The organism is Hyphomicrobium sp. (assembly GCF_019753045.1).
In the GTDB taxonomy this organism is placed as follows: Bacteria; Pseudomonadota; Alphaproteobacteria; order Rhizobiales; family Hyphomicrobiaceae; genus Hyphomicrobium_B.
In genome coordinates this window covers 396621-411264 of sequence record NZ_JAIELN010000002.1, presented here as the reverse complement: position 1 = coordinate 411264, position 14644 = coordinate 396621, and the positions used below count along the sequence as shown (strand labels likewise).

Here is a 14644-nt window from a genome sequence, read left to right as displayed (position 1 = left end):
ATCGCGAGAATTCAGGAATGCGTGCACATGTCCGTGTCCTCCGAATCTGTCCTCGCGTTACCGGCCGCTTCCGAGCGCCAGCGGCGGCTTTTCGGAATTGGCATGACGGCACCGGGCGCGCTCGCAACATCGGTGCTGGTGCTTTTCGCGCTTGGGGTCGTTCTGTTTCTCGGCTTCCGCACGAATGACGGATCGCTGCTTGGCGGCGCCTTCACGCTCGACAATTTCAAAGCGGCACTGACGGACCCGCTCTACGCGACGGTGATATTGCGTTCGCTGGCGATTGCCGGGCTCGTCACGCTCGCGACTGTCGTGACGGCATATCCGGTCGCCTACTATCTCGCGTTTCACGCCGGCAAGCATCGGGCACTCTTACTCTTCATCGTAACGCTGCCGTTTTGGACGAGCTATCTTTTGCGCGTTTTCGCGTGGAAGGTCGTCCTTGCGTTCAATGGCGTCTTGAACTCGGCGCTCATGACGGCCGGCATAACGTCAGAGCCGATCCTCGCATTCCTCAACACACCGGCCGCTGTCGTGATCACGCTCGCGCACGCTTACGCGGCGTTCGCGATCCTGCCGATCTATGTCGCGCTCGAGAATGTGCCCCGATCCCTGATCGAAGCGGCCGAAGATCTCGGCGCGCGTCCAACAGCGATATTCCGCAAGATCATCTTGCCGATTTCGATGCCGGGCGTCATGGCCGCCGCGCTCGTCGTATTCGTGCCGACCGTCGGCGATTACGTGACGCCGGCGCTCGTCGGCGGTCCGAACAGCACGATGATCGGTTCGATGATCCAGGCTCAGTTTGGAAAGGCCAACGACTGGCCGTTCGGAGCCGCGCTCTCCGTCATCGTCATGCTCGTTATCCTTGCGGTCGTGGTCGTCGCGCGCCGTGCCGACAAACGTTTTGGGAGCAGAACGTGACCCCGGCACGCTCCCAAAAAGCGCCTTGGCTCACGGTCTACGTCGTCGCGTATGTTTTGTTTCTGTATCTACCAATCGCGATCATCCCGCTCTTCTCGTTCAACAATTCGATCCAAGCGGCTTTTCCGCTGAGCGGGTTCACGCTCGAATGGTATCGAAGCCTTTTCGGGAACGAGAACCTGCACCGTGCCTTTCAGACGAGTTTGATCGTCGGCGTTTCTGCGGCGTTCCTTGCGACATCAATCGGCGTCACGGTCGGTTACATGGAAGTCGCCGGGGGGAACCGTACGGCGCGGGTGATATCGGCGCTCTGCCGTCTGCCGATATTGATTCCCGGCGTCATTGTCGGGATCGCGCTTCTCGTACTCGTCAACCTCGCGGGCCTTGGACCCTCGCGGATCGCCATCGTGCTCGGTCACACGCTCGTTGCGCTGCCGACCGCCGTCGTCATCATGCGGGGCCGCTTTTCGTCGCTGCCCAGAAGTTTCAGCGAAGTCGCGATGGATCTCGGCGCGCATGAATGGACAACGTTCCGGCGTATCGTTCTGCCGCTCGCGGCGCCCGCGATCACATCATCGTTCATGTTGTCGTTTTTGACGTCGTTCGATGAATTCATCGTCGCGTTTTTTCTATCAGGCGCGGAGCCGACGTTGCCGCTTTACGTCTGGGGGCAGCTGCGCTTTCCGAAGGCGCTTCCGAGCGTCATGGCGCTCGGCACGTTCATTCTACTTGCATCGATCGTTATCGCCACCGTCGCCGAGATCATCCGGCGGCGCGGTGCGGCGAGCGACGAACTTCCCGTCACTACACCAAGACCTCTGCCGATTTCTTGAGCGCGAACAGGGAGTATAAAGTCATGGACGGTTCGACGACACGCACAATGCTTCGCAGGGCCGCCGGCCTTGCGACGATCATCGCCTCACTCGCAACACCCGCACTCGCCGCCGACAAGCTGACGTACTTTACGTGGTCCGGTTACGAATTGCCGGACTTCAACAAGAGCTTCCTCGGCGCTCATCCCGATGGCGTCGAAGCTTCCGTCTTCAGCGATGACGACGAGGCCTTCACCAAGGTCAAAGCGGGCTTCCATCCCGACCTCGCGCATCCCTGCTACGACAAGATCGCGCGCTGGAACAAGGAGGGCCTGCTGCAGCCGATCGATACGAAGCGCATCAAGAACTGGGATACAATTTTCCCGGTGTTCAAGAATTTGGCTGACATCCAGGCGGGCGACGGCAAGGTCTGGATGGTTCCGTGGGATTGGGGAAACACCTCCATTCTCTATCGCACCGATCTCGTGAAGGACCCGGCGCCTTCCTGGAATCTCCTCTGGGACAAGCAATACAGCGGGCGGATCGCGACGATCGACGCCGTGCACGATACGCCTGTGGTTGCGGCGCTTCTCGCCGGTGTCAGTCCGTTTGACATGTCGGCCGAGGAACTCGAGAAGGTTGCGGCGAAGCTGCGCGAGCAGCGACCGCTTCTTCGCGCCTACACGACGGACATGACATCCGTCGAGCAATCGCTTGCGAGTGGCGAACTCGTCGCCGCGATGACCTGGAACGCTTCGGCCACGACGCTCAAGAAGCAAGGCGTCAAGGTCGAATTCATGAAGCCGAAGGAAGGCATGCTGACCTGGAGCTGCGGGTTCGTGATGCTGAAGGACGCCAAGAACATCGATCTCGCCTACGACTTCATCAACAGCCGTCTCGAAGGCGCGTCAGGCAAAGAGCTGATCACGCAGTATGGCTATGGCAGCGCATCGAGCGCGGCGTTTGCTCTCGTTCCGAAAGAGGAACTCGACCGGCTGCAGCTTCCGGCCGAACCGGACGAAGTTTTGAAGAGCACGGTTTTCACCGGGCCGATGAAGCAGAACGACGATCTCGCTAAAATGTTCGAGAAGGTGAAGGCCGGCGGCTAGCCAACAGGCGAGCAGGTTTCGAGCATCCGCAGTCCAAAACTCTGAAACTTTCGAAGGAAGGGAAGCAACGTGGTTCGGACGAAAACGAGCGAAGGGCGTGCGGAAGTCTTGGAGCAAGTGCCACCAGAGTCTGATGTTCGTCTCGGGCGCCGCATCCGCGCGGCGCGTCTCGAGCGGAAATTGGGTCTCTCAGACGTTGCGCAGCGCGCCGGCATTTCTGTCGGCGCGCTCAGTCAAATAGAACGGGGAATATCTTCGTTGCGCGTGCGCGTGCTGTGGCCGCTTGCGGCGGCGCTCGGCGTCGAGCCGCACAGCCTACTTGCGGAAAGCCAGGAGGACGGCGGCGATCTCTATGTCGTTCGGGCGGCGCACCGGAAGGACATACCCGTTCGATCGGAAGGCATTCGCAAGGAGCTTCTTTCGCCACCGGGCTCGGTGCTGACGGGACTACTCGTCTCCGTCGATCCCGACTGCGGAACCGGACATTCCTACAGCCACGCCGGCCACGAGTTCGGCATCGTGAGGAAAGGACAAGTCGAATTGACGATCGACAGCGTCGTTTATCTGCTCAAGGCCGGTGATAGCTTTGCTTTCAAGAGCACGCTGGAGCACGCATTCCGCAATCGCGGCAAAGAGCGGTGCGAGATCATCTGGATCAATACGGCGAAGCCGAATGAGATCAGCAATGGTGCGTGATCCGCTCCTGCGCCTTGAAGCTGTTTCGAAGGTGTTCGACGGCGGCACGGTCGGTCTCGACAACGTCGATCTCGATATCGGGCATGGCGAATTCGTCAGCCTCCTTGGCCCGTCAGGTTGCGGAAAGACGACGAGCTTGCGGCTGATGGCGGGATTCGAGCAGCCGACGAGCGGACGGGTGCTTCTCGATGGGCAGGACATCACTGCGCTACGCCCCTATGACCGCCCGCTCAACACCGTGTTTCAGGACTACGCACTTTTCCCGCACATGGACGTCGCGGAGAACGTCGGGTTCGGCTTGACGCTTCGCAAAGTTTCGGGCGCCGAGATTGGCCGAAAGGTGAAAGAGGCGCTCGATCTCGTCGGGCTTGGCGACAAAATCCATGCACGCGTTTCAATGCTGTCGGGCGGTCAACGCCAGCGCGTCGCCCTGGCGCGAGCGCTCGTCTGTTCCCCGCGCGTGCTGCTGCTCGATGAGCCTCTTTCGGCTCTCGACGCGAATTTACGCGAGCAGATGCAGATTGAATTGAAGCGTCTCCAGGCGCGCCTCGGCACGACGTTCGTTATGGTTACGCACGATCAGACCGAAGCGCTTTCGATTTCGGATCGCATCGTCGTGATGAACCGCGGAAAAATCGAGCAAATCGCATCGCCCGCGGAACTCTACGACGCGCCGGCGACGCGCTTCGTCGCGCATTTCATCGGGACGATGAACCTCATCGAGGGCAAGGCTCTGGAGACGACGGGCGCGTTTCATCGCGTGGCGGCGGGACCGATGACGCTCGAAGTGCCGGCAGATCGGGGAGCGGCCCCGGCGCCCGGCGCGCCTGTTCTCGTTTGTATTCGGCCGGAAGAGTTGTCTGTCCTTGCGTCTCCTTCGGATGACGCCGTCGCGGCGCAAATCATGTCGACCGTGTTCTATGGACCGACGTTGCGGTTGTTCGTGGAAATCGGCGGCGGCCAGAAGCTGATGATCGATACGCCGCGGCGCACAGCGGTGGGGGCGTTCGAAGCCGGCGCGTTCGTCCACGTCCGCCCCAACCGCGGAAGCGGGCGGATCTTAAGCGGGACCTGAATGGAACTTTTTGGCCACGGCCGGGCCGCTTCCCGAGCGACGCGGGAACCATTCAACGATCTTCGGCGTCTTGCCGCAAGGTTGGTCGATGGCGAGGGCCGAGATGCCGTTTCCCCGTGGGGTCATAGACAGCGAACACCTCGATATCATGCAGCAGGCGATGGACCTCGCTTGCAGTGAACTTGCCATCAAAGAGACCGACACCGCGAGTCGCGAGCGCATCGCCTTTTTGGTGACTGGCTTCATGAGAGCGGGCGAACATGACCCCAAAACAGCTGACCATCTACGTGGTCGATCGGTTCAAACTCCCGCTTTGAGCGACAAGAATTTATTCGGCCGCGGCGGCTTTAGCGGCCGGCTCCAATTTCGGTTCGGCTGTTTGTGCCTTCGGCGCGGCGCCCGAAATTCGGAGCAGGCGGCCAAACCGAATAAGTGCTTCCGGCAAAACACCGAGATTAAGCAGCGTCGCCGTCGTCAGGCCGCCGAGCACGGTGATCGCCATCGGCGCTTCGATTTCGTGTCCCGGCCGACCAAGGCCCAAAGCTAGAGGCACAAGCCCGAGCGCCGCCATCAGCGCCGTCATGAAGACCGGTGCCATGCGCTCGGACGCCGCGAGGCGGATGGTTTCGGGATTCCAGCCCTTCCCTTCCACGTCCGCCACATGCTCGACGTGCGCGAGCATCATGACGGAGTTGCGCGCGCCGATGCCGAAAACGGTAATCAGGCCCACGAGACTTCCGAGCGTCATGCCAATGCCGCTCACGACAATCGCCGCGATGCTGCCGATCAGACAGAACGGCAAATTGATCAGCACCAACGCCGCGAGCCCCCGACGACGGAACGCCATCGTCAGCGCCGCGATGATGAGCGCAGTGCTCATGGCGGTTAGACCGGCGAGGCGGATTTGGCCCTGGCGCTCCGCCTCGGCCTGTCCCGCGAACGCGACGTAAACGTCCTTAGGCAATTGAAGCGCTTCGACGCGCTGACGCGCTTCGGCGACGATCTCGCGAAGGGAATGGCCCTTCGCGCCGTTGAAGGTGACGGCGACGCGACGTTGACCGCCGTCGTGCTGAATGTTCGACCGGCCTTCCGTGATCTCGATTGTTGCGACGTTCTTCAAAGGCGTTCGGGTCGTGGCGTTGCCGACCATCAGCTTGCTGAGTTCGCTTATGCGGTTGCGGTCGTCGGGCGACAGAATGACGACGACGTCTACGGTGCGCGCGCCATCGTACGTCTGGCCGACGGTCGTTCCGGCGAATGCGGTCTGTATAGTATCGAGAGCGTCACGCGCGGAAAGGCCGTAGCTTGCGAGCGCGACCGGATCGAGCTTGACCGACAGCGTCGGCACCATCGCGCTTCTCGGCATTCTAAGATCGGTGACGCCTGGAACATCCGCAACGGCTTTCTGGATTGCGGCCGCCGCGCTTTCGAGCGACGCGAGATCGGTTCCGAGAGAGCTAATGACGACTTGAGCCGTTTCCCCGCTCAGGCTTTCGCTGATGCGATCGCCTAGGAACGTCAATGTCTCGCTTCTGACCTCCGGGAAGCCGCGAAGCGTGTCGCGAATGATGCTCTGGGCTTCTTCCTCGCTTTTATCGTGTACCGGTTTCAGCTCGATGTGAAATTCGCTCTTGTCGACGCTCCAGGTATCTTCGCCCGCTTCGGCGCGGCCGATCTGATGGCCGACGGTGTCAACGAACGGTAGCTTCAGCAGTGCCGCCGTGACGCGCTCGCCGACAGCCACGACGTCATCCGTCGACGTACCGGGAGACGCCATCGACATCTGCAGCACGAAATGGCCTTCGCGGAACTGCGGGATGAGCTCGCTGTGAAGGAAGGGCACGGCCGCGGCGGCCGCCAGCGCGCTTGCCGTCAGCAGAAGAACCGTCGTGCCCCAAGCCCGTTGGACGCGCGCCAAGACCCACCGCTGAGCGGCTTTGAGACTTTTCAGGAGCGGCGATTCCTTCGTGTCCTCGGTCTTCGTCAGAAGCAACGCGCACAACGCGGGCGTGACGGTCAGCGCGACGAGCATCGAGGCGAGCACCGCGATGACGAACGTCAACGCCATCGGCCCGATGAACCGGCCCTGCACGCCACCCGCAAAGAGCACCGGGAAGAATGCAAAAATCACCGCGAGCGTGCCGTAAAGCATGGAACCGCGAATTTCGATGGACGCATCCTCGATGATACTCAGCCGGTCGGCGCCAGGTCCCGCGAGGCGCAAGCGTCTCGCGATATTCTCGATATCGATGATTGCGTCATCGACGAGAACGCCGAGCGCGAGCGCGAAGCCGCCGAGCGTCATAGTGTTCAACGATTGGCCGAATTCGCTCAACACGACCACAGCGGCGAGCAGCGACAATGGGATTGCGAGAAACGAGATCAGCGACGCGCGTACGCTTCTGAGAAAGGCGTAGAGCACGAACAAGATCAAAGCCGATCCGAGGGTCAGAGCGGTCTCGAGATTTTTCAACGCGCGAACGACGAACGATGCCGGGCGGTGCAGTGCCGGATATATCGTTACGCCGCGCCGCTCGAGTGCCGGCGTCAACTCTGCAAGCGCGGCCTCGGTCGCGTTGGTGGCTTCGAGAGTATTCGCGCCGAACTGCCCGGAGACCGTGATCAAGACGCCGGGCTGCCCCATGATCGTCGCGTCGCCGATTTTCGGTGCGGGGCCGATCGTCACCGTCGCGACATCGGCCAGGCGGACCGGCCGGTTGTTCTGCATCGTGACGACGGCTTGGGATATCGTGCGCGGATCGGGCGCCGGTGGCGGCGTTGCGATGGTGATCCGTTGGGACGACGTTTCGACGACACCACCACCGCGAAGCGCGATGGCTGCGCTGGCCGCGTCCATGACATCGGTTACAGTCAGGCCGAGCGCGGCGATCCGCTCGAGGTCAGGCTGAATCTGAACCTGTCTGATCGCCCCCCCGTACACTGTGACGCGCGCAATTCCCGGCACGGCAAGCAAGCGCGGCTTGACGGTCCAATCGGCGATATCGCGGAGTGTATAGGGATCGACCTGATCGGAAACGAGGCCGAGCTTCAGCACATCCATCGTGCTCGACGTCAATGGTGTCAGCTTCGGCGGCCCAATGCCCGTCGGCAATTTGCCATTGAGCGTCGTCAGACGTTCTGCGATGCCTTGCCTCGCAGCGGTGGCGTCGGCGCCCTCTTCAAATGTGACGAGCACGACCGACAGGCCGTAGATGGATTCCGATCGAACCGTATCTATGCCTGGTCCACCGACGATCGCCGCCTCGATTGGGCGGGTGACGATCTGCTCGACCTGCTCAGGCGCGAGGCCGGGCGTCTCGGTCTGGATCGTGACTTGCGGTGGTACGAACTCGGGGAAAACGTCGAGCGGCGCCCGCAGCGCGAGAATGCTTCCGGCGATGAACCATACGACGGAAAGCAGTGCGACGAAACCACGATAGCGGATCGACCAGCGGATGAGCGCGTTCATGCCGGCTTAGTCCGGATCATTTGTTGGTGCGGAATGGCCTTGCGCCACGGACGAGGCAGCGGGCTTTGCCGTCCCCGCTGTTGCAGGTGCCTGGGGCCCGGGACCATCATCATCGTCGTCATCGAAGCTTCCGGGCGCCGCTTCACGTGCGAGCAGAACGGACGCGCCCTTCACCACGACGCGCGTGCCGGGGTCGAAGCCACTTTCTACGAAAAATCCATCGTCAACCGGCGCTTCCAACGACACGAGCTTGCGTTCGTATTTGCTCGGTTCCGTTTCGACATAGCACCAGGATTTGCCGCCGAAGACGACCAGAGCAGAACTCGGAATGACGACGCCGTTCAGTCTCTCCGGACTGTCGGCGATGACACGCGCCCGGTCGCCGGCGCGAAGACCAGGGCCCGCGTTGATCAAGCCGAAGAAAGACACTCCCGGCATCGCGAGATTTCCCGAGGGCGCGGCCCACAGAACATCGACCTTCGTTTCCGAGCCTCCGCGAAGGGGAACGACGCGAACATTCCGGGGCAGGTCCGCCGCCATGTCGGAGAAATCGAGACGAAGCACCGCGCGCGAGCCATTCGCAATATCGGCCATCAATGTCTGGCGGGCGTCGGCGTTCAGAAACGGGGCCTTATCGCCCCAAGATTGTTGAAGGCGCGTCAGCAACAGCTTCAGCTGGGACGCGTCGATACCTTCCTGACGGACGGCGTTTTCGAGTGTCTGCCTCGACAGCATGGTCGACGCTTTGAAGCGCTCGAGCTGTCCATGACTGAAGTTGGCCGCGACCGTCGCAGAGCGGATGTCCGCGTCGAGTTGCAGGAGCGCATCTGGATTGAGCACCGTCGCGATACCCTCGAGCTTCACAGGTTCGTTCGACGCGGCGAGAACGATCGTGTGCACGGGAGGGGGAACAACGTCGGGTACGTTGTTTCGTTCTTCGGCCTCTTCGGAATGCGGTGCGTTGCAGCCGGCAAGAATGGCGACGCTGCCTACCATTAGTAATGTTCTTATTATTGCGGGGACCTGCAAGCTCGCCTCCGTCGTGCCCGGATTAACCCCCGCGAATATCGGGAAAAAATCCGCACGTTTTCGGGATAGAATGCTCCAAAGATCCGGCCCAGACTAGCGGTATTTGTGAGGGCGTGAATTCCAGCGAAACCAAAGCAATTCGCTCCCGCCAAAAGTCGCCGATCAACGGCAGACAGGGCGATCAGCGATGTGGACTTCAAGGATAAGCGGGATCGCCCAAGCGCAGGGCCAAAGGAGACAAAGATCAGTGAGGTAGATGTGCTGCCAAGCGGAGACGTCGCCCAGCGCTAACTCATGTTGCAAGGCATCATTTTAATCGAAAACCTGCGGCTCCCGAAGTTGTACAGCAACCTATAATTACGATCATCGAGATCTATACGGGCTGAGCCAAATGACCTAACGTCATCGCACCGCCTTTATCCAATTTCTTCTAACATTGTGGGTTTCACTATGGGTGACGAATCCGTACTGCGATCGTCCGGGCGCAGTTGCATGACACAAGCCATCTCACGTTCGCCGGGCTTCGGCCGGGGATGGCGCGGGACCGTGGCGTGCTTCGTTGCTTCAACACTCGCGCTTTCAGCGTGCGGCGATAAGAATACGTTCGTTCCACCGCCTCCCCCGAAAATCGATGTGGCGCTGCCATTGAAGGAATCGGTGACGCGCTATCTGACCACCACCGGCAGCACTGCGGCGGTCAACAGCACGACGCTGGTCGCCCGCGTTCAGGGTTTCGTCGAAGCGATCAAGTATCAGGACGGCGACTTCGTAAAGACCGGTCAGGTGCTGTTCGTGATCGAGCAACAACCCTATCAGCTTGCGCTTCAGCAGGCCGAGGCGGGACTTGCGAGTGCGACCGCGACCACAACGCAGACTACGGCCGATTACAATCGCCAGCTGGATCTCGCCGCCAAGAATATCGCCAGCCAAGCCACGCTCGACACGGCGACTGCAAATAAAGCCGCAGCGGTCGCGAAGCAGCAGCAATCACAGGTCGATATCGATCAGGCAAAGCTCAATCTCAGCTATACGGAAGTTCGCGCGCCATTCGACGGCATCGTGACATCCCGCGAAGTCTCGTTGGGCCAACTCGTCGGCGCGGGCAGCCCGACGACACTCGCGACCATCGTCCAACTCGAGCCGATTTACGTCAATTTTTCCATCAGCGAGGTCGACGTTCAGGAGATCCGCTCCGAGATGAAGGCGCGGGGCATAACCAACGAGGAACTCAAGAAAATTCCCGTTGAAATCGGCCTTCAGAGCGAGAATGGATATCCGCATCAAGGCACGCTCGACTACGTCGCGCCGAGTATCACGGCCGCGACGGGAACGCTTGCCGTGCGTGGCGTATTGCCGAACAAGGATCGCGCGCTGCTTCCTGGCTATTTTGTTCGCGTTCGCGTTCCCAGAGCGAAACAGCCGGGCTCGCTTCTCATTCCGGACCGCGTGATCGGCAGCGATCAGAGCGGCCGCTACGTGCTCATCGTCAACAAAGACGACGTGATCGAGCCGCGCAAAGTCGAGCTCGGACAGCAGGTCGGCGATCTGCGCGTCATCGAGAAGGGCATCACTCCGGATGATCGCGTCATCATATCGGGGTTGATGACGGTCGTCCCGGGCCAGAAGATCGAGCCCGAGCTGAAGACTATCGCCAAGCCCGAAGCCGAGCCGAAAGCGGATGGCGCCCCATGATCTCGAAATTCTTCATCGAGCGTCCGGTTCTCGCGAACGTCATCGCGCTTCTGTTCGTGGTTATCGGCCTCGTTTCATTACTTCGGCTCCCCGTTTCCCAATACCCGGACGTCGTTCCGCCGACGGTGCAGGTGACGACGCGCTATCCAGGCGCGAGTGCCCGTACGGTGATCGATACGGTTGCGTTGCCTATCGAACAGCAGGTGAACGGTGTGGAGCGGATGCTCTACATGCAGTCCTACGCGGCGTCGGACGGCAGCTACTCGCTGACCGTCACGTTCGACATCGGCACCGATCTCAACGCGGCGCAAGTTCTCGTGCAGAACCGCGTCTCGGCTGCGATGGCGTCACTGCCGCAATCCGTACAAGTGCAGGGCGTCGTCGTTCAGAAGAAGTCGACGGCGATTTTGCAGATCGTCACGCTGACTTCCCCCGACAATCGATTTGATAGCCTTTATCTCAGCAACTACGCGACGATCCGACTGAAGGATGAAATCGCGCGGTTGCCGGGGGTCGGCAACGTCAACGTATTCGGGGCGGGTCAATATGCGATGCGCATCTGGCTCGATCCGGAAAAGATGCAGGCGCGCGGGCTCAACGCGCAGGACGTGATCCAGGCGCTGCAGCAGCAGAGCCAACAGGTGACGGCGGGACAGATCGGGGCGCCGCCTGTAGCAGGCGCGCAGACATTCCAATACACGGTCGACGTTGTCGGGCGCTTCGAAGATGCGGAGCAATTCGCGAATGTCGTCGTCAAAACGGGTACGGCCGGAGATTTGACCCGGTTGCGCGATGTCGGCCGGGTCGAACTCGGCGCGCAGACCTACGCGCAGATTTTCAAACTCAACGGAAACCAAGCTGCCGGCCTCGCGATTTTCCTGACACCCGGGGCGAACGCACTCGATGTCGCCACCGAAGTCGGCACGAAAATGAAGGCGCTCGCGAAAGAATTTCCGGAAGGCGTCGCCTACTCCATTCCGTTCGACACCACGGTTTTCGTGCAGCAGGCGGTGTCGGAAGTTTACAAGACCCTGATCGAAGCTGGTTTTCTGGTGCTGATCGTCATCCTCGCGTTCCTGCAGGATTGGCGCGCGATGCTGGTTCCGGCCACTACGGTGCCGGTGACGATCATCGGTGCCTTCGCCGCCATGGCGGCGTTGGGTTTTTCGGTCAATCTCTCGACGTTGTTCGCGATCGTTCTCGCTATCGGTATTGTCGTCGACGATGCGATCGTCGTCGTCGAGGGCGCTGCCCACAACATCGAGAAAGGCATGTCCGGCAACGACGCCGCGATTGCCGCCATGAACGCGTTGATGGGCCCGATCATTGGCATAACGCTGGTGCTGATGGCGGTGTTTTTGCCATCCGCCTTCCTGCCGGGGCTCACGGGGCAGATGTACGCGCAGTTCGCTCTCGTCATCGCCGCGACAGCGTTGATCAGCGCGATCAACGCGGCAACGCTGAAGCCCACCCAATGCGCGCTTTGGCTTCGGCGTCCCGTGCCGCCCGAAAACCGCAACTTCTTCTACCGCGGCTTCAACGCCATCTATCAGCGTATGGAGGACCGCTACGCCGGCTTGATCGGCGGCATGGCCCGCCACAGCGGATTGATGTCTCTCATCGCGCTGGCAATCATCGGTGGCGCTATATACGGAATGTCGCGCGTCCCGACCGGCTTTCTGCCGATCGAGGACCAAGGATATTTGATCGCCGCCGTGCAGCTTCCCGACGGTGCGGCGCTCGGGCGAACGCAGAAATCGCTCGAGCAGGTTGAACAGCTCGCCAATGCGGTGCCGGGCGTCGAGCGCGTCATTACCATTGCCGGCATATCGGCTCTCGACAACAGTGCTTCGCTCGCCAATGCCGGCGTTGCCTACATCATGCTGAAAGATTGGAGCGCGCGCGGTCCGGGCCAGGACTTGGCATCGCTCTATAAAACTCTCAACGAGAAGCTCGCTGACATCCAGGACGGTCACGTTCTGGTCGTGCCGCCGCCGCCGATCCAGGGCATCGGCAATGCGGGCGGCTTTACGATGCAGATCGAGTTGCGCGACAGCAGCTTCGATTTGGCGAAGCTCGAAAGCTCGGTCAACGCCATGGTGCACGCGGCCAGCACTCAGTCGAGCATCGCGCGTGCTTCGACCACTTTCCGCGCGACCGCTCCGCAATATAAGGTTACAATCGACCGCGAGAAAGTTCAGACACTTCTGCTGACGACCGACCAAGTGTTCTCGACGCTTGCGAGCTATCTCGGCTCTAGCTACGTCGACCAATTCAACAAGTTCGGACGCGTCTTCCAGATCTACGTGCAGGGCGATGCTGCATTCCGAATGTCGCCTGACGATATTCTTGCTCTCAGGGTGCGGAACCAGAACGGCGACATGATCCCGCTCGGCACGGTTCTCACGATTACGCCCCACATCGGGGCCTCGCTCATCAGCCTTTATAATCTCTATCCGTCGGCCGCTATCGTCGGCGTACCGGCCAAGGGCTTTTCATCCGGGCAGACCATCGCGCTCATGGAAGAGATTGCCGCGAAGACGCTGCCGCCCGGCGTCGGCTATTCGTGGACGGCGCTGTCCTATCAGGAGAAGCTCGTCGGCGGCCAAATCTATTACGTGTTCGCGCTTGCAATGCTTCTCGTCTATCTGGTGCTCGCCGGTCAGTACGAGAGCTGGTACGCGCCCATGTCGGTTATCCTGGCGGTTCCGTTATCGCTGCTCGGCCCAGTGCTGGTGTTGACCGCAGCCGGCGTCGATAACAACCTCTATGTCCAGATCGGACTCGTGCTTCTGATTGCCCTTTCGGCGAAGAACGCCATTCTGATCGTTGAGGTCGCGCGCGAATTGCGGGCCGAGGGCAAGCCGATCTTCGATTCCGCGCTGGAGGCGGCGCGGGCCCGGTTCCGGCCGATCCTGATGACGTCGTTCGCGTTTATCCTGGGCGTCGCGCCGCTGGTGTTTGCGACCGGCGCCGGGGCATCGGCGCGCAAATCGATCGGCATCACCGTTTTCAGCGGCATGCTCGCTTCGACGTGTCTCGCGGTGCTGTTCGTTCCCTCGTTCTTCGTCGTCATTCAGCGCTTCGAAGAATGGCGCCGGTCCCGGAAGAAGCCTGCGGAGCCTGCCATGATCGCACCGAAGACCAAATAACGTCGCCTGAGGCAGGGCGCTTTATTCGCGCCCTGAGTGCCACCACAACGCCGGGTTGGTCAGCAAATCGATGACGCTGGCCTTTTGCCCTGCGGCTGCGAGCGCCATTGAAGCGGTCGTGCCCGTCTCGCGTTCTTCGCGTTCGGCCATTCGAGAGTTTCGCGTCGCTTTGGCGAGGGCTTTCTGTGGAATGCGGTGCGTGTTCCCATTGCCTTTTGTACGATCGGTTGGGGGAGCCTCCTTCGGCGGAGCCGAGCTCTTTTCGGTTGTATCCTCGGCCGACCGGTTCGACGCCAGCATGATCGAGCGTCCGGATGGCGCTTCCGTCATTGGCCGCGATGCAAGCTTTTCCGGATCGGCGACCGCGGGATCAGGCTCGGACGGCTTTGGCTTGGACGGCGCAACATCGTCGCTTTTCGAAATTGAACCGGTTGTCATTCCGGCGAAGAGGGCGCTGTTTTTTTCCGCTTCCTGGCGCGCGGCGACAGCCTGGCCGCGATTAGCGTGCAAGGCCGACGCATATTTTTCCTGGCCCGATGACGGGACGAATGACGGCAGGGGTGTCGAGTCTTCGGATTGCGGCTCGGCCGCCGCGAATGCGGGATCTGCAAAAGCCGGCGGTCCATAAGCGGCGAGCAAGGCCACAACCGGTACAACGACTGACGCAACTGATTTCATAACTGACG

10 protein-coding genes are annotated in these 14644 nt (G+C 60.9%); 7 read left to right on the top strand and 3 right to left on the bottom strand.

What is annotated here, in order from left to right; genetic code table 11:
- Positions 1-27 precede the first annotated feature (27 nt).
- From K2Q04_RS02360 to K2Q04_RS02340, 5 genes are all read left to right on the top strand, one after another.
- Positions 28-924 carry an ABC transporter permease gene (locus tag K2Q04_RS02360; protein WP_291158707.1) on the top strand — a complete coding sequence of 299 codons (897 nt, stop codon included), beginning with the start codon at positions 28-30 and terminating at the stop codon, positions 922-924.
- Complete coding sequence (locus tag K2Q04_RS02355; protein ID WP_291158705.1) at positions 921-1757, top strand: ABC transporter permease; 837 nt, start codon at positions 921-923, stop codon at positions 1755-1757. Before K2Q04_RS02360 ends, K2Q04_RS02355 begins: the two co-directional genes overlap by 4 nt.
- A 23-nt stretch (positions 1758-1780) precedes the next feature.
- Positions 1781-2845, top strand: coding sequence for an ABC transporter substrate-binding protein (locus K2Q04_RS02350; protein ID WP_291158702.1), 1065 nt, complete (start codon positions 1781-1783; stop codon positions 2843-2845).
- 69 nt (positions 2846-2914) lie between these two features.
- Positions 2915-3541 carry a cupin domain-containing protein gene (locus K2Q04_RS02345; protein WP_291158700.1) on the top strand — a complete coding sequence of 209 codons (627 nt, stop codon included), beginning with the start codon at positions 2915-2917 and terminating at the stop codon, positions 3539-3541.
- Positions 3519-4616 carry an ABC transporter ATP-binding protein gene (locus K2Q04_RS02340; protein ID WP_291158698.1) on the top strand — a complete coding sequence of 366 codons (1098 nt, stop codon included), beginning with the start codon at positions 3519-3521 and terminating at the stop codon, positions 4614-4616. Before K2Q04_RS02345 ends, K2Q04_RS02340 begins: the two co-directional genes overlap by 23 nt.
- Before the next feature lie 328 nt (positions 4617-4944).
- Here the strand turns inward: K2Q04_RS02340 and K2Q04_RS02335 are convergent, their stop codons facing one another.
- The gene (locus K2Q04_RS02335) at positions 4945-8085 is read right to left on the bottom strand and encodes an efflux RND transporter permease subunit (protein WP_291158696.1); all 3141 of its coding nucleotides are present in this window, start codon (positions 8083-8085) and stop codon (positions 4945-4947) included.
- Between the two features lie 6 nt (positions 8086-8091).
- Positions 8092-9081 carry a hypothetical protein gene (locus K2Q04_RS02330; protein ID WP_291158694.1) on the bottom strand — a complete coding sequence of 330 codons (990 nt, stop codon included), beginning with the start codon at positions 9079-9081 and terminating at the stop codon, positions 8092-8094.
- A 525-nt stretch (positions 9082-9606) separates the two neighbouring features.
- Here K2Q04_RS02330 and K2Q04_RS02325 point away from each other — a divergent pair.
- Together K2Q04_RS02325 and K2Q04_RS02320 are read left to right on the top strand one after the other, a co-directional pair.
- Positions 9607-10806 carry an efflux RND transporter periplasmic adaptor subunit gene (locus K2Q04_RS02325; protein WP_291158691.1) on the top strand — a complete coding sequence of 400 codons (1200 nt, stop codon included), beginning with the start codon at positions 9607-9609 and terminating at the stop codon, positions 10804-10806.
- Complete coding sequence (locus K2Q04_RS02320) at positions 10803-13958, top strand: efflux RND transporter permease subunit (RefSeq protein ID WP_291158689.1); 3156 nt, start codon at positions 10803-10805, stop codon at positions 13956-13958. The genes K2Q04_RS02325 and K2Q04_RS02320 overlap by 4 nt, the downstream gene beginning before the upstream one ends.
- A gap of 21 nt (positions 13959-13979) precedes the next feature.
- Here K2Q04_RS02320 and K2Q04_RS02315 read toward each other — a convergent pair whose 3' ends face one another.
- Positions 13980-14636, bottom strand: coding sequence for a hypothetical protein (locus K2Q04_RS02315; RefSeq protein ID WP_291158687.1), 657 nt, complete (start codon positions 14634-14636; stop codon positions 13980-13982).
- Positions 14637-14644: the final 8 nt, after the last annotated feature.

Excerpts from the sequence above, each read along its gene's own strand:
- K2Q04_RS02360 (WP_291158707.1), top strand. The coding sequence starts at position 28 with ATGTCCGTGTCCTCCGAATCTGTCCTCGCGTTACCGGCCGCTTCCGAG.
- K2Q04_RS02350 (WP_291158702.1), top strand. The coding sequence starts at position 1,781 with ATGGACGGTTCGACGACACGCACAATGCTTCGCAGGGCCGCCGGCCTT.
- K2Q04_RS02340 (WP_291158698.1), top strand. The coding sequence starts at position 3,519 with ATGAGATCAGCAATGGTGCGTGATCCGCTCCTGCGCCTTGAAGCTGTT.
- K2Q04_RS02335 (WP_291158696.1), bottom strand. The coding sequence starts at position 8,085 with ATGAACGCGCTCATCCGCTGGTCGATCCGCTATCGTGGTTTCGTCGCA.
- K2Q04_RS02330 (WP_291158694.1), bottom strand. The coding sequence starts at position 9,081 with ATGGTAGGCAGCGTCGCCATTCTTGCCGGCTGCAACGCACCGCATTCC.
- K2Q04_RS02325 (WP_291158691.1), top strand. The coding sequence starts at position 9,607 with ATGACACAAGCCATCTCACGTTCGCCGGGCTTCGGCCGGGGATGGCGC.
- K2Q04_RS02320 (WP_291158689.1), top strand. The coding sequence starts at position 10,803 with ATGATCTCGAAATTCTTCATCGAGCGTCCGGTTCTCGCGAACGTCATC.
- K2Q04_RS02315 (WP_291158687.1), bottom strand. The coding sequence starts at position 14,636 with ATGAAATCAGTTGCGTCAGTCGTTGTACCGGTTGTGGCCTTGCTCGCC.